General features: G+C 70.3%; 22 protein-coding genes and 2 tRNA genes. 13 read left to right on the forward strand and 11 right to left on the reverse strand.

Features of this window, described 5'->3' with window-relative positions:
• Nucleotides 1-19: 19 nt before the first annotated feature.
• Nucleotides 20-556 (reverse strand): DUF4920 domain-containing protein, encoded by a 537-nt coding sequence (locus tag GF068_RS19795; protein ID WP_153820964.1) that lies wholly within the window; start codon nucleotides 554-556, stop codon nucleotides 20-22.
• A gap of 101 nt (nucleotides 557-657) precedes the next feature.
• On the opposite strand from GF068_RS19795, the gene GF068_RS19800 reads away from it, so the two are divergent.
• The 3 genes from GF068_RS19800 (at nucleotide 658) to GF068_RS43660 (ending at nucleotide 2,752) form a co-directional block, all read left to right on the forward strand.
• Nucleotides 658-1,482: a hypothetical protein gene (locus GF068_RS19800; RefSeq protein WP_153820965.1), complete on the forward strand. Its 825-nt coding sequence runs from the start codon at nucleotides 658-660 to the stop codon at nucleotides 1,480-1,482.
• Between the two features lie 17 nt (nucleotides 1,483-1,499).
• A complete protein-coding gene (locus GF068_RS19805; protein ID WP_153820966.1) occupies nucleotides 1,500-2,150 on the forward strand; it encodes a deoxynucleoside kinase in 651 nt (216 codons plus the stop codon).
• Between the two features lie 221 nt (nucleotides 2,151-2,371).
• Nucleotides 2,372-2,752, forward strand: a complete 381-nt coding sequence (locus tag GF068_RS43660; RefSeq protein WP_170319581.1) for a response regulator — start codon at nucleotides 2,372-2,374, stop codon at nucleotides 2,750-2,752.
• Between the two features lie 27 nt (nucleotides 2,753-2,779).
• Here GF068_RS43660 and nadA read toward each other — a convergent pair whose 3' ends face one another.
• Nucleotides 2,780-3,733 (reverse strand): quinolinate synthase NadA, encoded by a 954-nt coding sequence (gene nadA / locus GF068_RS19815; protein WP_153820968.1) that lies wholly within the window; start codon nucleotides 3,731-3,733, stop codon nucleotides 2,780-2,782.
• Entirely contained in the window at nucleotides 3,730-4,668 is a 939-nt protein-coding gene (locus GF068_RS19820; RefSeq protein ID WP_153820969.1) for a lysophospholipid acyltransferase family protein, read from the reverse strand. The genes nadA and GF068_RS19820 overlap by 4 nt, the downstream gene beginning before the upstream one ends.
• A 476-nt stretch (nucleotides 4,669-5,144) precedes the next feature.
• On the opposite strand from GF068_RS19820, the gene GF068_RS19825 reads away from it, so the two are divergent.
• A complete protein-coding gene (locus tag GF068_RS19825) occupies nucleotides 5,145-5,930 on the forward strand; it encodes a hypothetical protein (protein WP_153820970.1) in 786 nt (261 codons plus the stop codon).
• Nucleotide 5,931: 1 nt separating this feature from the next.
• Here GF068_RS19825 and GF068_RS46315 read toward each other — a convergent pair whose 3' ends face one another.
• On the reverse strand, nucleotides 5,932-6,054 hold the full coding sequence (locus GF068_RS46315; protein WP_275939183.1) for a hypothetical protein: 123 nt from the start codon (nucleotides 6,052-6,054) through the stop codon (nucleotides 5,932-5,934).
• 4 nt (nucleotides 6,055-6,058) lie between these two features.
• Nucleotides 6,059-6,556 carry a cysteine hydrolase family protein gene (locus tag GF068_RS19830; protein WP_153820971.1) on the reverse strand — a complete coding sequence of 166 codons (498 nt, stop codon included), beginning with the start codon at nucleotides 6,554-6,556 and terminating at the stop codon, nucleotides 6,059-6,061.
• A 183-nt stretch (nucleotides 6,557-6,739) separates the two neighbouring features.
• Here GF068_RS19830 and GF068_RS19835 point away from each other — a divergent pair, with 183 nt between their 5' ends.
• On the forward strand, nucleotides 6,740-8,134 hold the full coding sequence (locus tag GF068_RS19835) for an ABC1 kinase family protein (RefSeq protein ID WP_153820972.1): 1,395 nt from the start codon (nucleotides 6,740-6,742) through the stop codon (nucleotides 8,132-8,134).
• A gap of 16 nt (nucleotides 8,135-8,150) precedes the next feature.
• Complete coding sequence (gene selD, locus GF068_RS19840) at nucleotides 8,151-9,200, forward strand: selenide, water dikinase SelD (RefSeq protein ID WP_153820973.1); 1,050 nt, start codon at nucleotides 8,151-8,153, stop codon at nucleotides 9,198-9,200.
• Here selD and GF068_RS19845 read toward each other — a convergent pair.
• From GF068_RS19845 to GF068_RS19855, 3 genes are read right to left on the reverse strand one after another with little or no spacing between them, the layout of a single operon-like run.
• Nucleotides 9,197-10,687 carry a hypothetical protein gene (locus tag GF068_RS19845; RefSeq protein WP_153820974.1) on the reverse strand — a complete coding sequence of 497 codons (1,491 nt, stop codon included), beginning with the start codon at nucleotides 10,685-10,687 and terminating at the stop codon, nucleotides 9,197-9,199. The two genes, selD and GF068_RS19845, sit on opposite strands and share 4 nt — an antisense overlap.
• Nucleotides 10,687-11,676 carry a tetratricopeptide repeat protein gene (locus tag GF068_RS19850; protein WP_153820975.1) on the reverse strand — a complete coding sequence of 330 codons (990 nt, stop codon included), beginning with the start codon at nucleotides 11,674-11,676 and terminating at the stop codon, nucleotides 10,687-10,689. The genes GF068_RS19845 and GF068_RS19850 overlap by 1 nt, the downstream gene beginning before the upstream one ends.
• Nucleotides 11,666-13,207: a serine/threonine protein kinase gene (locus GF068_RS19855; protein ID WP_153820976.1), complete on the reverse strand. Its 1,542-nt coding sequence runs from the start codon at nucleotides 13,205-13,207 to the stop codon at nucleotides 11,666-11,668. The genes GF068_RS19850 and GF068_RS19855 overlap by 11 nt, the downstream gene beginning before the upstream one ends.
• A 182-nt stretch (nucleotides 13,208-13,389) precedes the next feature.
• Between GF068_RS19855 and guaB the strand changes: the two genes are divergently transcribed.
• Complete coding sequence (gene guaB, locus GF068_RS19860; protein ID WP_153821206.1) at nucleotides 13,390-14,841, forward strand: IMP dehydrogenase; 1,452 nt, start codon at nucleotides 13,390-13,392, stop codon at nucleotides 14,839-14,841.
• Here guaB and GF068_RS19865 read toward each other — a convergent pair.
• A complete protein-coding gene (locus tag GF068_RS19865) occupies nucleotides 14,829-15,620 on the reverse strand; it encodes a hypothetical protein (RefSeq protein ID WP_153820977.1) in 792 nt (263 codons plus the stop codon). The genes guaB and GF068_RS19865 overlap by 13 nt on opposite strands.
• An 86-nt stretch (nucleotides 15,621-15,706) precedes the next feature.
• On the opposite strand from GF068_RS19865, the gene GF068_RS19870 reads away from it, so the two are divergent.
• The 4 genes from GF068_RS19870 (at nucleotide 15,707) to rpsI (ending at nucleotide 17,056) form a co-directional block, all read left to right on the forward strand.
• Nucleotides 15,707-15,793 (forward strand) — tRNA-Ser (locus tag GF068_RS19870).
• Nucleotides 15,794-15,863: 70 nt separating this feature from the next.
• Nucleotides 15,864-15,948 (forward strand) — tRNA-Ser (locus tag GF068_RS19875).
• A 254-nt stretch (nucleotides 15,949-16,202) separates the two neighbouring features.
• Complete coding sequence (gene rplM, locus GF068_RS19880; RefSeq protein WP_153820978.1) at nucleotides 16,203-16,646, forward strand: 50S ribosomal protein L13; 444 nt, start codon at nucleotides 16,203-16,205, stop codon at nucleotides 16,644-16,646.
• A 14-nt stretch (nucleotides 16,647-16,660) separates the two neighbouring features.
• Entirely contained in the window at nucleotides 16,661-17,056 is a 396-nt protein-coding gene (gene rpsI / locus GF068_RS19885) for a 30S ribosomal protein S9 (protein WP_153820979.1), read from the forward strand.
• 82 nt (nucleotides 17,057-17,138) lie between these two features.
• On the opposite strand, the gene GF068_RS19890 is transcribed toward rpsI, so the two are convergent.
• Together GF068_RS19890 and GF068_RS19895 are read right to left on the reverse strand one after the other, a co-directional pair.
• Nucleotides 17,139-17,627 (reverse strand): hypothetical protein, encoded by a 489-nt coding sequence (locus tag GF068_RS19890; protein ID WP_153820980.1) that lies wholly within the window; start codon nucleotides 17,625-17,627, stop codon nucleotides 17,139-17,141.
• Entirely contained in the window at nucleotides 17,596-19,590 is a 1,995-nt protein-coding gene (locus tag GF068_RS19895) for a M23 family metallopeptidase (protein WP_206079500.1), read from the reverse strand. The genes GF068_RS19890 and GF068_RS19895 overlap by 32 nt, the downstream gene beginning before the upstream one ends.
• 102 nt (nucleotides 19,591-19,692) lie before the next feature.
• Between GF068_RS19895 and GF068_RS19900 the strand changes: the two genes are divergently transcribed.
• Together GF068_RS19900 and GF068_RS19905 are read left to right on the forward strand one after the other, a co-directional pair.
• Nucleotides 19,693-20,448: a tetratricopeptide repeat protein gene (locus GF068_RS19900; protein WP_153820981.1), complete on the forward strand. Its 756-nt coding sequence runs from the start codon at nucleotides 19,693-19,695 to the stop codon at nucleotides 20,446-20,448.
• Complete coding sequence (locus GF068_RS19905; protein ID WP_153820982.1) at nucleotides 20,449-21,666, forward strand: DUF2062 domain-containing protein; 1,218 nt, start codon at nucleotides 20,449-20,451, stop codon at nucleotides 21,664-21,666. It begins immediately after the preceding gene.
• Nucleotides 21,667-21,705 lie beyond the last annotated feature (39 nt).

Here is a 21,705-nt window from a genome sequence, read left to right on the forward strand (position 1 = left end):
CGCTCGGCGGTCGGGAGCCTCAGTCGAGGAACTCGATGCCCGTCGCCTCGATGTTCACCTGGGCCATCTTGGCGCTGCCGCCCTGGCCGCAGCCGTCGTCGGCGCCGCAGACGCCCTTGTCGGCCTCGGGCGCGAGGACCTTGCCCTGGATGACGGCGCGGTGGCCCGACGCGTCACGCGGCACGAAGAAGCTGTGGCCGGCCATCTTGATGTGGGCCTTGCCCGAGGTGTCGGCGATCTCCATCCAGCAGCCCATCGACTTGCAGACCGAGGAGACCACGCCCTCGGTGCGCACGGTCTGGTCGGCGAACTTCGTGGGCTCCTTCGTCAGGTCCGTGAGCGCCGTCGTCTTCGCCTCCGTCACGGGCTGACCGAACTTCTTCTGCGTGAGGGGCTTGATGCCCTCCGCGGTCGCGCCTTGCGGCTGCGCGGGCGCCTCCGTCGGCTTGGCCGGCGGCTCCCCCGACACCGTGGGCGCGGGCGCGTCGGGCTTGCTGCAAGCCGCGAGAAGGAGGGTGAGACCGGCGAGCGAAACAAAAAGCCGAGACGTATGCATGGCGGGCGGAGTGTGCCGCAGATTTCGGGTTCATGCCAGATCGGTTTGATGTCGCGGTCGCTCGACCGAAGGAGCCCGATCTTTGCTACAAGGGGCCCGCGATGCGAGCACGGGTGAAGCGCCTCGAACAGCGACGGCGGAGCGGCCGGCGTGCGCTCGCGGCCGCGGCCGCGGGGACCTTCGCGCTTGCCCTCGGGAGCGGGCGAGCGCGCGCGGAGGAGGCGACCGAGGCGCCCGTCGTGCACGGCGTGTCGGCGACACCCGAGCCACCTGCGCGCCCGCGAGAGTTGCCTCCGCTCGACGTCCGTTCGCCGCCGTTCACGCGGCACGTCGACCTCGGCGGAGGTGTGGCGCTCGTGCATCGGTTCGCGAGTGACGAGCCACGCGTGCGGTACCCGGCGGCCGTGGGGATGGCTCTCTGGGCGCGGGTCGACGTCACGCGGTGGCTCCGCGCGAACCTCTACGCCTTGCGCACCGAGCGCGACATGGCCTTGCCCGCCGGCGCGCTCGGGCTCGCCGGGGATCCGGGCGACGTCGAGTACTACGCGTACTCCTTTGGCTTGCGGCTCGCGCCGACGTGGCACCTCTCGTCGCGGGCGCGGGCGTGGGCGAGCGCGGGCGCGGGCTGGGGACGGCTCGAGCACGGGCGCTTCTCGGTGGTGTCGCCTTCGGGCGTGTTTCTCGTGCGCGAGCGCAGCGCTTCGTACGTGGAGCTGCCGCTCGGCGTCGGCGCGTCGTTCGACGTCGTGCCGCGCTGGCTCGCGGTGGAGCTCGAGACCTCGGGCGTGTTTTACGTGGGGCAACGCGGCCGTGCCTTCGACGAGGCGCAGGCGGTCGACGCCTCGGGGCGGCGCGTGACGGTCGGAGCTTTCCCCAGGTTCGATGGGGGTTTCGTGACGACGCTCGGGCTCTCGCTCGTGCTTTGAGGGGTGCGGAGGACGGGATGATCGAGAGCCCGAAGGAAGGCGCGCGCCCCCGGATCATCGCGGTGGCGGGGAACATGGGCGCCGGCAAATCGAGCCTCGTGAAATGGCTCGAGCAGCAGTTCGGAATGGTGCCCTTCTTCGAGCCGAACGAGGAGAACCCGTACCTGTCCGACTTCTACGCGGACATGCCGCGCTGGGCGATGAGCTCGCAGCTCTTCTTCCTCGTGCGTCGCTTCCACATCCACCGCGACGTCGTGCGCCGCGCGGCCGTCGATCCGCGGCCGATCGTGCAGGACCGGACCCTCTACGAGGACGCGGAGGTCTTCGCCGCGCACCTCCACCGGGCCGGCTACATCGACGAGCGCGACTGGCGGATGTACGACGACCTCTATCGCACGTTACGCGAGGAGATCCGGCCGCCGGACCTCATGATTTACCTGCGCTGCCCGCTGCCCACGCTCGTGCGGCGAATCCGGCAGCGAGGGCGCGAGTTCGAGCGCAAGGTCCCGAAGAGTTACCTCGCCGCGCTCGACCGCCTGTACGAGGAATGGCACGCCCGTTACGACCTCTCGCCGACCCTGGTCCTCGAGACGGACCGCCTCGACTACGTGGAGCGGCTCTTCGACAGGCTCGAGGTCGTGCGCGCGATCGAGAAGCACCTCGGCTGAAGATCCCCCCGCGGCGGCGCCATTACGTGCATTTCTGCTCGCCAATCGGCGTCAACGCCTTGGCACTCCGCGCCAAATGGACGCATGCGTGCTTTGGCGCTTGCGTAGGGCTCGGCGATGGGCGACGTAATGGAATTCCTGGAGCGCGCGTGGCTGTTTTGGGCAACGGGATCGGCAGGGCGGCGGGAGCGGGAGAGGTGAGCGCGACGAGGCGGTCGCGCGTGCTCCTGGTCGACGACGAGCCGTTCATCATCTCGTCGATCCGGCGGATCCTCTCGGACGAGCACGAGGTCGTCGCCGTGTCGAGTGGCCCCGAGGCGCTCGCGATCGTGCAGGCGGGCGCGCGCTTCGACGTGGTGCTCTGCGACGTGCGGATGCCGGGCATGAACGGGTTCGAGCTCTACGAGCGGCTGCTCGTCGTCGCGCCCGAGGTGGCCAAGCAGATCGTCTTCTTCACGGGCGCGGCGTTCACCAGCGACGTCCGCGCCTTCTTCACGCGGGTGGAGAACGTGCTGCTCGAGAAGCCCGTCGACCCGCGCGAGCTTCGCGCGATCGTGCGCAGGCTCGTGGCCGAGCAGAAGGGCGCGCCGCCGAAGCGTTGAGCGCCGAAGGGTGGCCGGTCCGGCTGCTCAGGAGAGCGCGAGCATGCGGTCGATCGGCACGCGGGCGCGCTCGCGTAACGCGGCGGGCATCTCGATGCGGGGCTCGAGGTCGCGCAGCGCGAGGTAGACCTTCTCCATCGAGTTGAGGCGCATGAACGGGCACTCGTTGCAGGCGCAGTTGCCCTCGGGCGGGCCCTCGATGAACGTCTTGTGCGGCGAAGCCTTGCGCATCTGGTGCACGATGCCGCTCTCGGTCGCGACGATGTAGGCCTTCGCGTCGTCGGACTGCGTGTACTTCAAGAGCGCGGTCGTCGAGCCGATGAACTGGGCCATCGCGAGGATCGGCTCCTCGCACTCGGGGTGGGCGATGAGCTTGGCCTCGGGGTGCTGCTCGCGCAGGCTGATGATCTTGCGCAGGCTGAAGGTCTCGTGCACGACGCAGCTCCCCTGCCAGAGGCGCATCTTGCGGCCGGTCTTCTGCTCGAGCCAGCGGCCGAGGTTCTTGTCGGGCGCGAAGAGGATCTCCTTGTCCTCGGGGATCGCGCGGACGATCTTCTCGGCGTTCGACGAGGTGCAGATGTAGTCGCTCTCGGCCTTCACCTCGGCCGTGCAGTTGATGTACGTGATCGAGACGGCGTCCGGGTACTTCGCGCGCCAGGCGCGGAAGCGATCGACCGGGCAGCCGTCGGCGAGCGAGCAGCCGGCCTCGAGGTCGGGCACGACGACGATACGATCGGGGTTCAGGATCTTCGCGGTCTCGGCCATGAAGTGCACGCCCGCGAAGAGGATGACGTCGGCCGTGGTCTTCTTCGCCTGCTGGGCGAGCTGGAGCGAGTCGCCGAGGAAGTCGGCGAGATCCTGGATGTCGCCCTCCTGGTAGTAGTGGGCGAGCAGGACGGCGTTGCGCTCCTTCTTGAGCCGCACGATCTCGGCCTCGAGATCGAGGCGCGGGTCGATCTTGCCTCGGACGGTTTCGGTCATCGTGGCCCCCAACGTAGAGGCTCCGCGGGCGCGACGCCAGGGGGGTGAACCGCCACGCGCGCGAGGTGTTCGAGGTGGTCACGCAAGCGCGCGGAGGGCGCCTCGCCGAGCGCGCCTGCGTGAAGCTCGGGGCCGAGCGTGACACGCACGTCGACGTCGCCGAAGCCCGGGAGCGTGAGCTGAAGGAGCGGCACGAAGGCGTCCGTCGCGCCCGCGCGCCCCACGAGCGCGGAGGCGAAGGCGCGCGCGCGAAGCGAGACGACGCCCGAGACGATCGCAGGGACGACGACGAGGTCGTCCCGCGCGCGCCGGGCGAGCGAGACGAGCGCGTCGAGGCCGGGTCTCCATGCGTGGAGCGCGCTCTCGCCGGGAGCGACGAGGCGCGGATCGGGCTCGATGCGGCCCGCGGGGAAATGCAGGAGCGCGCCGCCGCGGACGAGGTGACGCGCGGCCGAACGAAGCGCGCGTCCGGCGCGCGCGTCGGGCGGCGCCGCGAGCAGGTGCCTGCGGACGTGGGGCAAGGCGAAGAGCAGGTCACGCTCGGCGGTGATGACGGCGAGGTCGTCGCGGCCCACCGCGGCGAAGAGCGCGAGCGCGTCGTAGAGGCCCGGGTGGTTCGAGACGACGAGCAGAGGGCCACGCGCGGAGAGCGCGGCGCGGCGCGCGTCGAGATCGTGAGGTCCACCCGAGGCGTCGGCGAGGCGCGCGCGCACGCCGTACCGATCGAGCATCCGGAGCGAGGCGCGGCGGAGGGATCCGAGGCGCGCGAGGTCGTCGTCGAAGGCGACGAGGTTCTTCGCGAGCGAGAGGGCCGCGGGGTGGAGCGCGACCTCGGCCACGCGCGCGGCGAGAGGGCCGCGGTCCTTCGCCACGTGCCCGGCCATCTCGGCGCGCGTGATGTGGAGGATGTGTTCGAGGTCGGCGGATGCTTTCACCTCCAAGCACCTCGCGCGCACGTCGAGAGCCCTCGCCTGATCCGTTCGAGCGCGTTCATGTCGCGGTGGAGGATACGCGGCGCGTGGCCGCGGCGTGACGGCAAGGCCGCGCCGTTCGAATGCACGCCCGCCCGCCGTCGCGGCAGGCTTCGGCCCCGCGCATGCATCGTCTCAAGCCGCCGCGGCACGACCTCGACGTGCACCGGCACACGCTCCCCCCGCGAAGGCACGCCCGGACCGCCGAAATGCAGCGCCTCGACGTGCGACGGCACACGCTCCCCCCGCGAAGGCACGCCCGGACCGCAAGAATGCAGCGCCTCGACGTGCGACGGCACACGATCGTTTCGTGTCGGCAGACGTTTCCGCCGTGAAGGCACGATTTCGACCCGTGAATGCATGCGTCGCTCCGTCGAACGCTCCCGCTGACGGCGCTTTTACCAACCCGAACCGCGCATTCGCGCAGGTAGGACACGAACATGAACCTCGATCTGACGACGATCTCCCCCAGCGGCCGTGAACGTTACCTCCGCATCGGCCGCACGTACGGGTCCGGCGATACGCTGAAGCAGGCGAACAAGACCCTCAAGGCCCTCGAATCCCACGCCGCCCCGCTCGAGACCGGCGGGTTCTCGGTCGACGACGGCGTGCTGCTCGAGGCCGCGCGGAATGCATTGATCGACGCCGGCGTGGGCCGGGACGAGGCCGCCGGGAAAAAGCGGTCGACGATCCTGGCGTTTCGCGCCGCGACCACGGACGCGAAGGCCACCCGCGCCCGCGCGCGTGTGGTCCTCACCGCCGCCCACCGCGTGCTGGAGGACGGCGGGGACGAGGTCGCCGCGCGGGCGGCGCAGACGGCGCTCGACCGCACGAGTGTATTGCCCGACGACGCGGAGCAGCTCGCGACGCAGCTCGATTCGCTCCGGACGACGCTGGGCGACGCGGCCATCGTCGCGGTCACCGGTTCGCGCGGAGGGCCGATGGTGCTGGAATCACTCGTGTCGGCCGCCGCCGCGCTCCGCGCCGCCGCGGAGGAGCGAGAGACGACGGGCACGCAGCTCTCCACCGAGCAGATGGACGTCATCGACGGGATCATCGTGACCCTGTGCCGCGCGGCGAGGAACGCCGCGCGCCTGACCGCGACCTCGCAATCGCAGCCGGCGCTCCTCAAGGCATTCGCGCTCACCCACATCGCCCCCGCGAGCCGCGCCGAGGAAGAGGCCGAGAGCCCGGCCGAAGCCGAGCCCGAAGCCTCCCCCGCCTGATTCAAGAAAATCGCAGCTCCATGACCCGCCGAGGGTCGTCCTCGCCGAAATCATGCGGCTCGTCGCAAGGGGCGCCGATCACGTAGCCGTCGCGCAGCTCGTCCTTGCGCGGGGCGCGGACCATGGCCTTACCCGAGCACCTGCTTCAGCGCCCCGTACGAGATGACCTCGCCGATCCGCTCCACGAAGGGGATGTTCTCCGCCACGCCGCTCGCCAGCGAGCCACGCAGGACGATCGGGAGGAAATCGTGGTCCTTCGCGCCGCGATAGGTGGAGAGCACGCAATACTCGGCGCAGAAGCCGGTGACGATCACCGTGTCCACGCCGAGCTCGCGCAGGTGCCCCGCGAGCTTCGTCTTGTTGAAGGCATTCCCGTACGTCTTGTGAATACGCAGATCCGAGGGCAGGATCTTCAGGCTCTCGGGGATCTCGAAGCCCGGCGCGCCCGGGACCACGCCGTCCTCTTCGTCCACGTCCTGCACACAGATGACCGGCAGGCCACGCGCGCGGAACAGGTCAATGGCGGCATTGATGTACTCGATCGCATTCTCCAGGGAACGCGCCGTCTCCGGGCTTTGCTCGAAGAACTGCTTCTGCACGTCGATCACCAGCAGGGCCGGCTTCATGAGAGCTCCTCGTGGCAGGCCGATGCGCGCCCGCTCACGGGCGTGACGGTACCGCAGAGCGGCGAGCGTCGTCTACAGCACGATTTCCGCGGGACGAGCGGCCATGTCCCTTGACGATGCTGGTCGACCGGGCCCAAGTAACGGCTGCGGCACGGCCCGGAAGCGCCGCGCCCCCGCCCCCGCATGGCCGACGACAAACCCAAGGACAAACCGCCGACCTCGCGCCTCGGCCGGCTCGCGCGCCTCGCGAGCCTCGCGCCCCGCGCCTCGGCCTTCGCGATCGAAGGCGCCAAGCGCGCGCTCGGGAAGGGCCCGCGCAGCGAGGACGAGGAGGCCGCGGCGAAGGAACGTATGGCCGTCGAGGTCAAGAAGACCGCCGAGGCCATGCTGAAGACGCTCGGCGAGATGAAGGGCCTGCCCCTGAAGCTCGGCCAGATGGCGAGTTACATCGACGGGCTCGCGCCGCCCGGCCACGAGGACAAATTCCAGGCCGCGCTGAAGAAGCTGCAGGACAAGGCCCCGCCCCTCTCGGCGGAGTCGGCCGCGCAGATGATCAAGGCCGAGCTCGGCGCGCCCCCCGAGGAGGTCTTCGAGAAGTGGGAGGCCATGCCCTTCGCCGCCGCGAGCATCGGTCAGGTGCACCGCGCCGTCACGAAGAGCGGCGAGCCCGTGGCCGTGAAGGTGCAGTACCCGGGCATCGACAAGGCCATCGAGAACGACCTGAAGAGCATCTCGATGCTCGAGGCGATGATCAAGCCGCTCTCGCGCAAGCTGAACGCGGCGCAGACGCTCGACGAGATCCGCGCCGTCTTCATGGCCGAGCTCGACTACGGGCGCGAAGCCGAGATGGCCGACCTCTTCCGCCGCCTGAACACGGACGATCCGGACATCCTGATCTCCGAGGTCCACCACTCGTTGACGACGCGGCGCGTGCTCACGACGAGCTTCGCCGAGGGCGTCGGCTACGCCGAGTTCTGCGAGAAGGGCAGCCAGGCGGCGCGGAACCGCGCGGGCGAGGCGATCTGGCGGTTCACGTTCCGATCGATGTTGCGGTACGGGGCGCTCTACGCCGACCCGCATCCGGGCAACTACCGCTTCCTGCCCGACGGCCGCGTGCACTTCCTGGATTTTGGCTGCGTGAAGATGCTGCCGCCCGACCTCGTGGACGGCATGAAGCGGTACATGCGCGCGGCGCTCGACAACGACTGGGTCGAGTTCGATCGCGCGTGTATCGAGGTGCTCGGTTACGACCCGAACGACGAGAGCTGGGACCTCTACCGCAGCTACACGATGGAGCTCATGATGCCGCTCACGACGAAGGGCACGTGGGTCTGCTCGCGCGAAAAATCCCGCGAGACCGTGCAGTTCCTGGCGCGAGGCATCAAGAGCCTGGCCTTCAAGGAGGGCGAGGCGATCCCGAACATCCCGCACGTGCCGAAGATGCCGCAGGACTTCACGTTCGTGAACCGCCTGCAATGGGGCCTCGCCTCCGTGATGGCCGGGCTCGGCACGGAGGCGTCGTTCCGCACGATCAGCGAGCCGTGGATCCGCGACGGCGTTCATCCGATTCCCGCCTGAACCGAGAAGCAGAACCATGAGCGTACGACTCACCCAGGTCGCCAAGCGCGCGGGCTGCGCGGCGAAGCACCCGCCCGGTTACCTCTTCCCGCTGCTCCGAGGCCTGCCCCCGATCCGCGATCCGAACGTGCTGATCGGGACGAACACCGCGGACGACGCGGCCGTCTACCGGCTCTCGGCCGACACGGCGCTCGTCCTGACGACGGACTTCTTCACGCCGGTCGTCGACGATCCGTACGACTTCGGCGCCGTCGCCGCGACGAACGCGCTCAGCGACGTGTACGCGATGGGCGGCCGACCGCTGACGGCGCTGAACCTCGTGGGGTTCCCCGACGACACGCTCGACGCCTCGATCCTCGCCGAGATCCTGCGCGGCGGGGCCGAGAAGGCCCACGAGGCGGGCATCGATCTCGTTGGAGGTCATACGATCAAGACGGATGAGCCGATCTACGGGCTCGCCGTGACGGGGCTGGTGCACCCCGATCGGGTGGTGTCGAACGCGGGAGGTCGTCCGGGGGATCTGCTGGTGCTGACGAAGCCGCTCGGGATCGGGATCCTGACGACGGCGGCGAAGCAAAACAAGGACACGCGCGCGGCGATCGGGGAGGCGATCCGGCTGATGTCGACGCTGAACCGCGGGGCGTGCGAGGCGATGACGGCGGTGGGCGCAAACGCGGCGACGGACGTGACGGGCTTCGGGCTGCTCGGGCATCTCCGGAACGTCGTCGCCGCGAGCAAGTGCGGCGCGACGGTGTGGCTCGACGAGGTGCCGGTCGTGGAAGAAGCGTGGGCCTACGTGAAGGAAGGCATCGCGCCCGGCGGGACCCACGCGAACTTCCGGTTCCTCGCCGACCACGTGACGTACGAGGACGGGATCGACAAGAGCGCGCAGCTCGTGCTGAGCGACGCGCAGACCTCGGGCGGGCTGCTCATCGCGGTGGAGCCTTCCCGCGTGGATGCGCTCGTCGCCGAGCTCGAGACACGCGGCACGCCGGCGCGGGCGATCGTGGGCAGGCTCGACGAGGGGCCGGCCGGGAAGATCCGCGTGACCGCGCGGCGAAGCTAGGGCGAGAGCGCGAAGACGAACCCGTCGGTGCCGTTCATGCTGCTGTTCGTCAGCGTCTCGCCGGACGAGAGCGGCAAGTCACGCTCGAACCAGCCTCCGACGAGGACCTGATCCTTGCTGTCACAGAGGACCGTGGTCGCGCCCTGCCACTCGTCCCCGCCGAAGCCCTTGCCCCACAGGACACGGCCCTCGGCGTCGAGCTTCAGGACGAACACGTCGCTCGGGCCCGAGCCGCTCTGCGCGCTGATGATCGCGTCCTCGCCGTAAAACTCGAGCGCGCCCCGGAACTCGCCGCCGACGACGACGTCGCCGCTCGGAGAGACGGTGATCGACCTGCCGACCTGGTGGCCGACCGAGCCAAAGCGCTGGCTCCAGAGGTGTTTGCCCGCGCCGTCGAGCGCGAGCACGAAGAGGTCGGAGCCGCCGCGGCCCTCGAGCAAGGTGCCGCCGCCGAGGTCGAGGCCGACCTGGAAATCACCCGTCACGTAGATCTCTTCGCCAGGCCCGATCGCCACGCCGTGCGCCGCCTGATCGTCGGCCGGGCCAAACGTCTTGCCGAAGACGCAGGTGCCGTCGGGCGCGAGCCGCGCGACGAACGCGTCGGTGCCGCCATACGTCGGGAGCGCGCACCCCGAGAACGTCAGCGTGCCGGACAAGGTCCCCGTGAGGACGATGTCGCCGCTCGGCATCACCGCCACCGCCACGCTCGGGTTCCTCCAGTCTTCGCTCCCCGCTCGGCCGACGCGCTGGTGCCAGAGGTGCTGGCCCCCAGGGTCGAGCTTGAGGACGAAGATGTCGGTGCCGGCGCTCGGCGCGGTGACGACGCCATCGCCGAAGTCGACGTTCCCCTTCGCGACGCCGACCACGATCACGTTGCCGTCCGGATCGAAGGCGACGTCGGTCGCGTACTGCACGTCCGCGTCCCCGGCCCGATACGCCCACTGGCCCAGGCCGCTCGCGTCGAGCTTCACGACGTACGCGTCGATCAAGCCGCCGACCACGGGCGAGGTCTTGCCGTCGACGTCGAGCGCGCCGTCCCAGCCGCCCGCGAGCGCGACGTTGCCGACCTTGTCGACGGCCACCGTCGTCCGGAACTGCTCGGCAGAATCGCCGAAGTGCTTCGCCCACACCGCGTTGCCCTCGACGACGGACATCTTCACGAGGGCGATGTCACGCGACCCCTTGGTCAAGAGCGGTGACCCCGCGACGTTCGGGAGCTCGAGCGCATTGTCGAAATCCACGACGGAGAAGAGGTAGCCCTCGTCGCGCACGACGGCGAGGTCGCGGACGAGCTGCGTCGAGTCGACGGCCACCTGGCCGAAGCCCTGTTTCCACACGAGATCGCCGCCGGGCTCGGGGCCGCCGCCGCTCGTGACGTCGGGGATCCTCGTGCCCGGCTGGGCGTCCTCGGCCGCGCAGCCGAGCGCGCCGATCGTCACGAGCCCGAGGGAAACCACGAGGAGCGCTCCGCGATGCGTGACGGCCATCAGAAACGACCTCCGATCCCCGCCCCCGCGCCGTCGGGCCCGACCCACGGCCACGTCGTGACGTACGCCGTGCGCGCCACGGCCGTCTTCGGCGCCGTGACGAAACCAACGACGGCCGCGCCGAGCGCGGCCACGCCCCCGATGCCGAGCCCGATGAAGAGGGCGTTGTCGCGGTTCTTGCGCGTGTTGTCCTCCCCGGGGTCGTAGTACTCGAGCGGCGGGCAGCCCGTCGTGACGTCGCCGTCGCAGATGCCGACCTGCTTGCCCTCGACGTACGCCTGGTCGATCCGGAACACCGCCGCGCCCGCGAGGAGCGCGATGCCCGCGCCGCCGGCCGCCCACGCCCAGACCGGGATACGCCGCGCCGGGGCCTCCGTGTCGGTCCGGAGCTTGATCGAGACGTCGACGACCTTGCCCTCGGGCACCTCCACGGCCGTCGTGAAGGGCTGGTAGCCGGGCGCGTCGGCGCTGATCGACTGCGGGCCGAGATCGACGGGGATGACCGTGCCGAGCATGGCGACGGGCACGTCCTTGCCGTTGTGCGTGACGCGCAGGCCCGGAGGCGCGCCGCCGCCGATCGTGATCTTGATACGCGGCAGGCGCGGCTCGATCTTCGTGAGCCCCTTCTGCGCCACGTCCTCGAGCGCGCGCTTGCGCTCCTGCCCTTGCGTCTCGCGGTTGAGCACGAGCGCGCGCTGGTAGGCCGACCACGCGAGCGCGAGCTTGCCGTCCTGCTCGTAACAACGCGCGAGGTTGAGCAACGTGCTCGCCGCGGGGTAGAGGATCATGCTCGCCTCGAACTTGGCGCAGCCCTCTTTCCAGTCGCCACGATCGATCAGATCCCGGCCCGCCTGAAAGAGCGCCGCCGCCGCGGGATCGGGCACCGACGCGCTCTGCGCCTGCGCGGCCCTCGGCGGCGCGAGGACGAGCGTCGCCCCGAGGCACGCGACGAGCAAGGTTCCGAGAGGAGCGCGTGGCTCAGAGCTCACGGAGCGGATCATACCCCGTTTGCGTCTTCGTCGTGCCTTGCTTGGTCGCGGGGTTCGTCTTCGTCGTGGCCGTCGGCGCCGCCTTGCCGGCGGCCGCGGCCGCCGGGGTGATGACGCTGCCAGGAGAGGGCGAAGGCGGCGTGGTGGTCAACGCAGAGGGCAAGGCGGTGGCTTCGGGCGCCTGGGCCTCGGGGGTCGCCGCGGCGACGACGGTCGGCTTGGCCGTCGGGGTCGGGCCCTGCCCCTCCGCGGCGGGCCCCGCGGCCGTCACGTCGGCCGGGCCGGAGAGGCGCAGCACGATCGCCGCGACGCCGAGCCCCACGACGAACGCGAGGAGAAGCACGGCCCCGATCCGCCTGCGCTTCGACTTCTTCGCGGGCGGCGCCGCGGGGGTCGCCATCGACGCCGGGGTCGGCTGGTGTCGCGACGACGCGCCTTGTGGCCCCATGCCCGGCGGCCGAAGCATCGGCGCCGGAGGCAGGGGCGGCACGGGCGCGGGCGCGGGCATGTCGTGGCGAGGCGAGGACGCGTCGGGCGGGCGATAGAGGCCTCCGGCGAGCCTTCGAACCGAGGTCGCCGTGAACATCTGCTCCCAGTCGCCGGTGCTGTTCATCGGCCGCGCGTCGAGGGGGACGCCGAGCACGTTCGCGAGGGCGAGGACGAGCTCCGAGGCCTTCGTGAAGCGCCCCTGCGGCCTGGGCCAGGTCGCCTGGGTGAACCACGCGTCGAAGGCCGGCGGCAGCGCGACGCCATAACGGCGCGCGCGGGCTGTCGCCGGCTCCTTCGCGCCCTCGACGATCTTCAGGAGCAGCGTGTAGAGCGACTCGAGCGTGCGGCTCTCCTCGAGCCAGTAGGGCTCGCCGACGAGCAACGCGTAGGCGATGTGCGCGAGGGCGTAGAGGTCGGCGCGATGATCGATCGTGCCTTCGCCCATGATCTGCTCGGGCGACATGTACGGCGGCGTTCCGAGGTTGATCGTCTGCTGCTTCATGCCCGCGTGCTGGCCGGAGGCGAGCACCTTCGCGATGCCGAAATCGAGCAGCTTGATGCGGGGCGTGCCGTCGTCGCGGTACGTGATGAAGATGTTCTCGGGCTTGAGGTCGCGGTGGACGATGCCCGCGGCGTGCGTCTTGTCGAGGGCGCGCGCGGCCTGCGAGAGGATGAGGACGATCTCGGGCGGCGTGAGTTTTCCGCGGTCGCCGAGCACGTTCGCGAGGTCGTCGCCGCGGAGCAGCTCCATCACGAGGAAGGGCGCGCCGGTCGCGGCGTCGACGTCGGCGTCGAAGGTCTCGACGATGTGCTCGCTGACGATGTCGGCGGTGATGGTCGCCTCGAGCTTGAAGCGCTCGCGCATCTCGGCGCTGCCGACGAGGCCCGGGAGCATCACCTTGAGCGCGCGGCGGCGGTGGGTCTTCTGGTCGATGACCTCGTAGACCGCGCCCATGGCGCCCGTGCTGACGCAACGCACGACCTCGTAATGGCCGTGGAAGATCTTGCCCGGGGCGAGGAGCCCTGCATCCGGTTCCGCCAAGGGATCTTTCTTCTAAGCGCGCGGCGAAACGCTTTCAATAGCCGCGCCGCGCCGCCCGGCTCCTCTCCTGAAATTTTCCGCATGTTCAAGTTCGGGCCGTGGGCATTGACACGACGATGCCCTGGATCCGTGGCGTCCCCGGCGGGCCCGCGCTAGACCCGCCGCCTGCCGCGAGGAAGGTGATGCTCGACGACAAGCTCCGCGAATGCCTGACCTTCGACGACGTCCTGCTGGTGCCGGCCTACAGCGAGGTGCTGCCGAACCAGGTGGACGTGCGGGCGCGCTTCAGCCGGCGCATCCCGCTCAACATCCCGCTCGTCAGCGCGGCGATGGACTCGGTCACCGAGGGGCGCTCCGCGATCGCCATGGCGCGCGCCGGAGGCCTCGGCATCATCCACAAGAACCTCACGGTCGCGCAACAAGCCCGCGAGGTCGAGCGCGTGAAGCGCGCCGAGAGCGGCATGATCACCTCACCCGTGACCGTGCGCCCCGACGAGTCGCTGCGCGACGCGCTCGCCGTGATGAACGAGCACGACATCAGCGGCGTGCCCGTCGTCGAAGGCGGCTCGCCCGTCGGCATCCTGACGGCGCGCGACATCCGCTTCGAGAAGAACCTCGATCAGCCCGTCAGCGCGCTCATGACCCGCGAGCTCGTGACGGTGCCGCCGGGCGTCTCGAACGACCGCGCGAAGGAGCTGCTGCACGCGCACCGCATCGAGAAGCTGCTCGTCGTGGAGCACGGCAAGCTCATCGGCCTCATCACGATCAAGGACCTGCTGCAGGCCGATCGAAACCCCGACGCGAACAAGGACGAGGCCGGCCGCCTGCGCGTCGGCGCCGCGCTCGGGCCGGGGCCGGACGCGGACGAGCGCGCCGAGGCGCTCGTGGCCGCGAACGTGGACGTGCTCGTCGTGGACACGGCGCACGGGCACTCGAAGGGCGTGCTCGACACGGTGAGGCGCGTGAAGAACCGCTTCCCGCACATCGACGTGGTCGGCGGCAACGTGGCCACGCCCGAGGCGGTGGAGGCGCTCGTCGACGCGGGCGCCGACGCGGTGAAGGTCGGCATCGGGCCGGGCAGCATCTGCACGACGCGCATCGTCGCGGGCGTGGGCGTCCCGCAGATCACGGCCGTGTCCGACTGCGCGCGTGTGGCGGATCGGCACGGCATCCCGATCATCGCCGACGGCGGCATCAAGTACTCGGGCGACGTGACGAAGGCGCTCGCCGCGGGCGCGTGGAGCGTGATGGTGGGCTCGCTCTTCGCGGGCACGGACGAGGCGCCCGGCGACCTCGTGCTCTACCAGGGCCGCAGCTACAAGGTGTACCGCGGCATGGGCTCGCTCGGCGCGATGCGCAAGGGCTCGAAGGATCGGTACGGGCAGGCCGGCGCCGCGGACGAGAAGCTCGTGCCCGAGGGCATCGAGGGCCGCGTGCCGTACCGCGGCTCGTTGCGATCGATCGTGCACCAGCTCGTGGGCGGCCTGCGCTCGGGCATGGGCTACACGGGCTGCGCGACGGTGGCCGAGCTGCGGCAGAAGGCGCGCTTCGTGCGGATCACCTCGCAGGGGCTACGCGAGAGCCACGTGCACGACGTGATCATCACGGAAGAAGCGCCGAACTACCGGACGTGACGCGCGCTCGTGGGCCGCAGCGGCTTGTCGCGGCCCTCGCTGAGATCGAAGCGATAGAGCAGGCCCACGCGGAAGGTGAGCGCGTTCGTCGTGCCCGCGCCGGGCGCGCAGCCGTCGATGACCTCGCTCGAGAGCCGGTAGGCGTCGAACGATCCTTCACCTGTGAAGGAAACGGTCTTGCCGAGCGGGATCTCGGCGCCCGCGGAGACACGCATGGCGAGGTTCAAGCTGTCCGTCGCGGAGCAGGAGAACACCTGCCCGCCGCGGAGGCCGCCGTCGAGGAGGAACACGCCATCGGCGTGCGCGCCTTGCCAGACGGCGCCGAGCGCTGCGCCGAAGAACGGCACGATGGGCTCGAGGCCGGAGAGGCGGACGCGGAGAGAGGCCCACACGGTGTCGGTCGAGCGAGCGATGTGAACGGCGCCGTAGGGCATGACGCCGCTCTCCTCGCGTCCGAGGTTCGTGTGCTCGTACGAGAGCCCGATCCAGACGGGGTGCAGGAGGTACGCGAGCCCGAAGCCGAACGTGGTCCCGCCGCGCTGCGCGACCGGGAAGAGCGGCGCATCGCCGAGGCGGATGGCGGCGCCGGCGGAGGCCGAGAGGTCGAAGCCCGTTTGCCGCGGCTTCTTCGGCGGACCGGCCGTCGGCGGCGCGGACGCCTCGGGAGCAGGGGCGGGGGTGGTCTGGGCGCGCGCCTCCTCGGCGCCGAGGAGCGACACGAGCAGCGCGGCCAGGCCCAACGGGCGGGCCGACCGGCGCTCTCCGAGCAGCGGGATCATGGTCCGAGCCTTACGCTGGTTATTTCTTCGTTGGCAAGGACGGACGAAGCTTGACCAGCCGGCCGCCTTTTGCCATCTTCCGCCGCGGAGAGGTGACCGAGAGGCCGAAGGTGCCTGATTCGAAATCAGGTGTACCCTCACGGGTACCGCGGGTTCGAATCCCGCTCTCTCCGCACAGACCAGCGTGACCATGAAAGCGCGTCGACGGCTCCCAGCCCTCGGCGCGCTTCCATGAAAGCGCCTGGAGAGGTGACCGAGTGGTCGAAGGTGCACGACTGGAAATCGTGTGTACGGAAACGTACCGAGGGTTCGAATCCCTCCCTCTCCGCCGAAGCTGAAACAGAAAGGGTCTGCCACCGGGCAGGCCCTTTCCTGCTTTGTGGGTCCCGCGGTCGTTTGAGGGCGGCTTGCGCGACGACGCGGCCCCTTTTACACACGCGAGAGGTGGGCCGCCCACGTGAGGACGGGTGGATCACGAACGATCCGATGCGGTTTTGACCTCGTCGATCCTTGACAGACCGCGACTGCGCCTGTAGAAGTTGCGCCCCTTTCAGCAAGCCGGTGTCCCTCGGAGTCCGAGCGATGAATCCTGTCCCCAAGTCGTACAGCGCCAAGCCTGCGCAAGCGCACGCAGATCGTAAGTGGTGGGTGATCGATGCGGAGGGTAAGACCCTCGGCCGCCTCGCCTCGCAAGTCGCGACCATCCTGCGTGGCAAGAACAAGCCCACGTTCACGCCCCACGTCGATACGGGGGATTTCGTGATCATCGTGAACGCCCAGAAGGTGGTGCTCACGGGGCGCAAGCTGGAGCAGAAGCAGTACGTCCGGCACAGCGGTGAACCGGGAGGTTTCCGGACCGAGGCGTACGGTCACCTGCTCGAGCGCAAGCCCGAGCTGCCGATCGTCAAGGCGGTCAAGGGCATGCTCCCGAAGAACATCCTCGGTCGCGAGCTCATCACGAAGCTCAAGGTGTACGCCGGACCGGATCATCCCCATGCGGCGCAGAAGCCGCAGCCCCTTGCGTGAACTGAGGCCGATCCATGCCCGAGAACAATCGCATCTACGCAACCGGTAAGCGCAAGACGGCCGTCGCGCGCGTGTGGATCTCGCCGGGCTCCGGCAAGATCTCGGTGAACGCTCGCGGCGCGAACGACTACTTCGTGCGCGAGACCAACCAGATGATCATGCGCCAGTCGCTCGAGCTCCTCGAGCTCGTCGACCAGTACGACGTGCAGGCCACGGTGGCCGGCGGCGGACACAGCGCCCAGGCCGAGGCCATGCGCCACGGCATCGCGCGCGCCCTCTGCCTCGCCGACCCCGAGCGCCGCGCTTCGCTGAAGCGCGCGGGCTTCTTGACGCGCGACGCGCGCAAGAAGGAGCGCAAGAAGTACGGTCAGCCGGGCGCCCGCAAGCGCTTCCAGTACTCGAAGCGCTGATCGCTCCAAGCTCGATCTCCAGAAGCCCCTCTCCGCCTTCACGGGAAGGACAGGGGCTTTTGGTGTTTTGTCCCCCGCCCGATCAGCGCGCCTTCGCTTCGAGCTCCGCGCGCTGCCCGTCGAGCCAGGCCCGACCGCTCGTCTCGTCGTCGAAGTACCCGAGCCTCAACTCGGTCCGGGTGATCGCGCGTATCGCGCGCATGACGAGGTCCGTGAGCACCCGCGCGTACCGGCTGCCGCCACACACGGCGAGCGCCCGGAACGGCGTCCCCTGCGCGGGCTCCGTGGACGCCTTGCGCGCGTCCATGGTCGAGCCCTTCTGTCGAGAGATGTCGATGAGGACGAGCAGGTAGGGTTTGCCCGCGTTCCACTGCCCCTCGGCCGCGCGTAGCGCCCGGAGCTGTGCCCCGTCCACGACCCCACCGAGGCGGTAGATCACGAGGTCGGGCTCCTCCACCTCGAGGAGACACTCACCCGCCCGCGCGATCTGCACTGGCTTCGCCGATTCCTTGCTGTTCAAACGATCCCCCGCGGCCTGCTCAATGCGCCTCGGCGTCCTCGTCCGGATCATCCGGGGGCGCCTCGGGCGCGGGCGCGGACGGAGCCTTCTTCCCGGGGCCCGCGATCGGCGTCGCCGACGACGGCCCCATGGGCAGGTCCTTCAAGAGCGGCGCGGGGATCGGGATGCCGCCGCCTTCATCATCGTCGTCGCCCGTCGCCTCGACGGAGCCCGACGGCTGGATCGCCGCCGGATCCCCGGCCGGCTGCGGCGCTTGCGGAGCCTCGGGCGCCCCTTCTGCCGCAGGCGCGGCGCTCGCCGCCGGCGAGGGCGCGGCCACGGGCGCAGGCGCGGGCTTCTCGGGCGGAGGCTCGGGGAGCGGGATCGCGTCGAGGCGCCGATCGAGCTCGGCCTTCGCCTCCAGGAACGCGGCGCGATCCATCGGCGGCAGCACACGCTCGCCGTCCATCTGCAGCGTCAAGGCGTCGAAGAACTTGCCGTCCTTCTTCGCGCTGAAGTGCAGGTGCGGGCCCGTCGATCGGCCCGTCGAGCCGACGTAACCCACGAGCTGGTGCACGCCGATCTTCATGCCGATCTTGATGCTCGGCGCGAAACGCGAGAGGTGCGCGTAGCCCGTCTGGATGCCGTTCGGGTGCATGATCGTCACCAGGTTCCCGCTCGGACCCGCGGGCCCCACCCAGTCGACCGTGCCTTTGTAGGCCGAGTACACCGGCGTCCCCATCGGCGCGCCGAAGTCCGTGCCGTTGTGCGGCATCACCTTCTTCAGCACGGGGTGCTTCCGCTTCGGGTTGAAGTGCGACGTCACCGGCGCGCCCGGGCACGGCATGCGCCAGCCTCCCGAGTACGGCTGCTTGCCGCGATCGTCCCAGTAACCACGCGCCTCCTGGCCGTGGAAGGCGTAGACGCGGATCGGCTTCTCCGCGGGATCGGCCGGCCTGTACTCGAGCGCGACGATCTTCTTGTACCGCGCGAAGAGCCCGAGCGCGGTCTCCTCCACCGCGATCACCCGCACGGTGGAGCCCTCCTCGAACGCCTCCGACGAGATGCGCCCGCCGAGCGCGTCGTCGATCGTGTCGATGATCCCGTCTTCGAGGCCGCCGAACTGGTACGCCGCGACGAGATCCTTGCCCACGTAAAACGCGCCCGTGACCTCGGCCTCGGCGACCTTCATGTCGAGCCGCGTGCCGACGAGGAGGCCGGTCTGGTCCTCGCGCGCCTGGTAGACCTCGAGCGGCGAGACCTCGAATTCGAAGGCGCGGACCTTCTTCGTCGCGCGGTCGAGCGCCACGAAGAACTTGTCCTTGCGGCCGCACTTGTCGAACTTCCGCGTCCCCTCGAAGGCCTTCATGATCCGGTAGGTCTGGGCCTTCGGGACGTCCTTGCTCGCGAGCGCTGCCACGAAGCTCTGCCGATCGATCGTCCCCGACAGGATCTGCACCGACGGATCCTTCGCGAGCTCCGACAGCCGCCACGGCCCCGGGATCGGCTCGCGCTTGCGCTTCTGCGGCTGCGCCTTCGCCGCGTCCGTGTTCTCCGGCGTCGAGGCCTGGTTCGAGAGCGCGGCGCCCGCGATGAGCGCGCGCTCGTTGCGCGGCGGCACCACCTGGATCAAGAGCGCGATGATCGACGTCACCGTCGCGAGGCCGAACAGGCTGCCGAAGATCGCCGTCATGCGCGGCGTGAGGTGCACGCCTGCATGCGCGCGGGGCGGTAAAGGCCGGGCCGCGGGGCCTTCGAGCCCCGACGAGAGCGGCGCCCCTGCGCTGCCCCCGAGCCCCGAGAGCGGGCCTCGTGGCGCGGCCGGCGGGCCCTCGGCCTCGCGCCTTCGCAGCGGCACGACCAGCCGCGATCTCGAAGCGTCCGTGACGCTCCCTCCCGGCTCGGGCGACGCGTCGTGCAGGTCGTCGAGCTCGGGCGCTCGGGAGCGCTCCTCGACGGGGATGATCGGCTCCGGGACGTCCGCCACGGGATGCACGTACCCCGAGCAGACGGAGGCGGCAACCGCTACGTGCATGCCGGGGCGATCCCATCCGCCTCGGTCGAAGTGTTGGAAAACGTAGGCTTTTTTCGCCGGGGTGCGTCGCCGAGTTGGCTCGGCCGACGTAAGCTTCGGCGCATGGATGAGCGCCTCAAGGATCTGCTCCGCGTCGCGCGCGAGCACTACCAACGACGGGATTACGACCGCGCCGAGCCCGCCCTGAGACAAGCGCTCGCGCTCCATGGCGAGCTCGCCGACGTGCACGACATGCTGGGCGTGATCCTCCACGATCGCGGGGATCTCGTGGGCGCGCGTTTCCACTTCGCGAACGCCGCGCGGATCAACCCGGCTTACACCGAGGCCCTCATGAACCTCGCGGTCACCCACGCCGACCTCGGCGACTACGAGTCGGCGCGCGAGGTCTATCGCCGCATCCAGTCGGAGAACACGGGCACCACGAACGATCCCTTCGTGCGGGGCAAAATCGCCAACATGCACGCGGACCTGGCGCAGGCCTACCTCGACGCCGGCAGCCCGCGCGACGCCATCGCCGAGCTGCGCCGCGCCGTCGACCTCTGCCCGCGTTTCCCGGACCTCCAGACGCGCCTCGGCACCCTCTACCGCGACCAGGGCAACCACGCCCTCGCCCGCGAGTGTTACACCGCGGCCATCGAGGCGAACCCGAAGTACGCGCCGGCCCACGTCCTGCTCGGCCTCACCATGCTCGCGCTCGGCAGCGCCGATCAGGCCGTCGCCTGCTTCCGCTCGGCGCTCTCGGTCGACCCGGACAACAAGAGCGCGAAGATGTACCTTCGCCTCGTCGAGGCCCAGCGCAACGCGCGCGCGGCCAAGCAGCAGAGCCGCTCCCGCGAAGGAGCACAAACTCCAACGTAATTGGCCACCTTCTCCCTCTGGCGCGAAGAACTCCGCCGCGCCTTCCGCGACCTCCAAGGCGAGGACCTCTCTCCCGCGCGGCTCGGCGCCGCCGTCGCCGTCGGCCTGTTCATCGGCGCGCTGCCCGTCTTCGGCTTCCACCTCCTGCTCGTCCTCGTCGTCTGCCTGAAGCTCCGCCTCCACGCCGTGCTCGCGTACGCCGCGGCGAACGTCTCGAACCCCTTCTTCGCCCCCTTCCTCCTCACCGCGGAGATCCAGGCCGGCGCCCGCCTGCGCACCGGCGCGTGGCTCCGCCTCGACCATCCGATCGAGGCCGGCTACGGCGCCCTCGCCGACTTCGCCGGCTTCATGCTCGTCGGCGCTCCTCTCGTTGGCCTCGCCCTCGCCGCCGCCGGCTTTGCCCTCACCTTCGGCTTCGTCCTCGCCAAGCGCGCGATCCGCCCCGCGTCCGGCGCGCTGCCGCCCTATCGCCTCCCCGACGACGCGCCTCCCTGGATCGTCGCCGCCGAGCGCGTCGCCTCGCGGTACGCCGCCCCCGACAGCCCCTCGGCGGCCGACAAGAGCCTCTTTCACTACGTCCGCATCAAGCTCTCGCTCGACCCGGTCGCGCGCCTCATCGCCGACATCGAGGGCGACCACGACGGCGCGCTCGGCGACGTGCTCGACATCGGCACGGGCCGCGGCCAGCTCCCGATCCTCCTGCTCGCGCTCGGCCGCGCCCGCCGCGCCCACGGGCTCGACTGGGACGAGGCCAAGATCGAAGCCGCGCGCCGCGCCGCCGCGACGCGGCCCGACGGAGACGCGCCCGCGCCGGCCACGTTCGCCCGCGAGGACGCGCGCCGCTTCGAGGCCACGCCCGCCGACACCGTCCTGCTCATCGACCTCCTGCACTACTTCACGATCGAAGAGCAGGACGCGATCCTCCGCTGCGCCGCCGACCACGTGAAGCCGGGAGGCCGCCTCCTCGTGCGCGAGGCCGACACCGAGCGCGGCTTCCGCAGCTTCGCCACCTTGCTCGAGGAAAAAATCTTCACCACCCTGCGCTTCAACCGCGGCGAGCGTGTTCGTTTCCGGCCCGCGCGTAGCATCACCGAGCTCCTCGAAGCGCGCGGATTCCGCTGCGACGTCCTGCCGGCCTGGGGCTCGACGCCCTTCTCGAACGTCCTCATCGTCGCGCGCCGCCCGGCCGTGTCGCTGGAGAATGCCCCCGCGGCGTGATCCCGCGGCGCCGCGCGATTCCGTGCGCCCCGCACGTTC

Source organism: Polyangium spumosum, assembly GCF_009649845.1.
Taxonomy (GTDB): Bacteria; Myxococcota_A; Polyangia; order Polyangiales; family Polyangiaceae; genus Polyangium; species Polyangium spumosum.

Excerpts from the sequence above, each read along its gene's own strand:
- GF068_RS19795 (WP_153820964.1), bottom strand. The coding sequence starts at position 556 with ATGCATACGTCTCGGCTTTTTGTTTCGCTCGCCGGTCTCACCCTCCTT.
- GF068_RS19800 (WP_153820965.1), top strand. The coding sequence starts at position 658 with ATGCGAGCACGGGTGAAGCGCCTCGAACAGCGACGGCGGAGCGGCCGG.
- GF068_RS19805 (WP_153820966.1), top strand. The coding sequence starts at position 1,500 with ATGATCGAGAGCCCGAAGGAAGGCGCGCGCCCCCGGATCATCGCGGTG.
- nadA (WP_153820968.1), bottom strand. The coding sequence starts at position 3,733 with ATGACCGAAACCGTCCGAGGCAAGATCGACCCGCGCCTCGATCTCGAG.
- GF068_RS19825 (WP_153820970.1), top strand. The coding sequence starts at position 5,145 with ATGAACCTCGATCTGACGACGATCTCCCCCAGCGGCCGTGAACGTTAC.
- GF068_RS46315 (WP_275939183.1), bottom strand. The coding sequence starts at position 6,054 with ATGGTCCGCGCCCCGCGCAAGGACGAGCTGCGCGACGGCTACGTGATC.
- GF068_RS19830 (WP_153820971.1), bottom strand. The coding sequence starts at position 6,556 with ATGAAGCCGGCCCTGCTGGTGATCGACGTGCAGAAGCAGTTCTTCGAG.
- GF068_RS19835 (WP_153820972.1), top strand. The coding sequence starts at position 6,740 with ATGGCCGACGACAAACCCAAGGACAAACCGCCGACCTCGCGCCTCGGC.
- selD (WP_153820973.1), top strand. The coding sequence starts at position 8,151 with ATGAGCGTACGACTCACCCAGGTCGCCAAGCGCGCGGGCTGCGCGGCG.
- GF068_RS19845 (WP_153820974.1), bottom strand. The coding sequence starts at position 10,687 with ATGGCCGTCACGCATCGCGGAGCGCTCCTCGTGGTTTCCCTCGGGCTC.
- guaB (WP_153821206.1), top strand. The coding sequence starts at position 13,390 with ATGCTCGACGACAAGCTCCGCGAATGCCTGACCTTCGACGACGTCCTG.
- GF068_RS19865 (WP_153820977.1), bottom strand. The coding sequence starts at position 15,620 with ATGATCCCGCTGCTCGGAGAGCGCCGGTCGGCCCGCCCGTTGGGCCTG.
- rplM (WP_153820978.1), top strand. The coding sequence starts at position 16,203 with ATGAATCCTGTCCCCAAGTCGTACAGCGCCAAGCCTGCGCAAGCGCAC.
- rpsI (WP_153820979.1), top strand. The coding sequence starts at position 16,661 with ATGCCCGAGAACAATCGCATCTACGCAACCGGTAAGCGCAAGACGGCC.
- GF068_RS19890 (WP_153820980.1), bottom strand. The coding sequence starts at position 17,627 with ATGATCCGGACGAGGACGCCGAGGCGCATTGAGCAGGCCGCGGGGGAT.
- GF068_RS19895 (WP_206079500.1), bottom strand. The coding sequence starts at position 19,590 with ATGCACGTAGCGGTTGCCGCCTCCGTCTGCTCGGGGTACGTGCATCCC.
- GF068_RS19900 (WP_153820981.1), top strand. The coding sequence starts at position 19,693 with ATGGATGAGCGCCTCAAGGATCTGCTCCGCGTCGCGCGCGAGCACTAC.